Annotated in this window: 1 pseudogene; it reads left to right on the plus strand. The window is 37.4% G+C overall.

Annotated elements, in window-relative coordinates:
- Positions 1-134: pseudogene (locus tag QTN95_RS20950) on the plus strand (IS630 family transposase); the annotation flags it as partial.
- Between the last annotated feature and the right edge of the window lie 475 nt (positions 135-609).

A 609-nucleotide genomic window follows, 5' to 3' on the forward strand; every position in this document is an offset into this window, starting at 1 on the left:
TACATGAAACAGTAACTCGGAATCATCAATGCAAAGCAATGTGGCAACTATTAAAACGGGTTCGAAACTTTATGGATAACATTTCATCGTTTCCCAGCGGTGGTCATGGAGTACAAAAAGTGAAGCATAATTAGGATCAGCTATTTAGGCCTTCAAAAAGGTGTTAAATGCTTCTTAACTGACAAGCATTAAGCATACGGCTCCCTTTTTTAATGGTTTTGAATATAAATTCAGCGAACGGTCTTTTTTTTCAATTTAATTTGAAAAAGGGCTTGCGCTTAAAACTCAACTCCCTATAATGCGCATCCACTGACACGGCAGACGCCACAAGGCCTCAGCGGTAAATCAGTAAAGCCAACTAGCAAAATTTCGAATTGAAAAGTTTGAAATAAAAAATTCAAAAAAGTGTTTGACACTTAGAATTGAAACGCTAGAATGGCTGCCTCTTCCGAAGTGACACTGGTCACAAAGAAGGGGAGCTCTTTAACAATATAAACCTATCAATCTGTGTGGGCACTCGTTGATGATAATCCAATTAGAAATTTCTCTAAATAAAGAGGGGTTTCAAATTAGGTTTCAATGAAACGAAGTGACCAAACGAGACTTCTT

Source organism: Vibrio sp. M260112 (genome assembly GCF_036533775.1).
Lineage (GTDB): Bacteria > Pseudomonadota > Gammaproteobacteria > Enterobacterales > Vibrionaceae > Vibrio.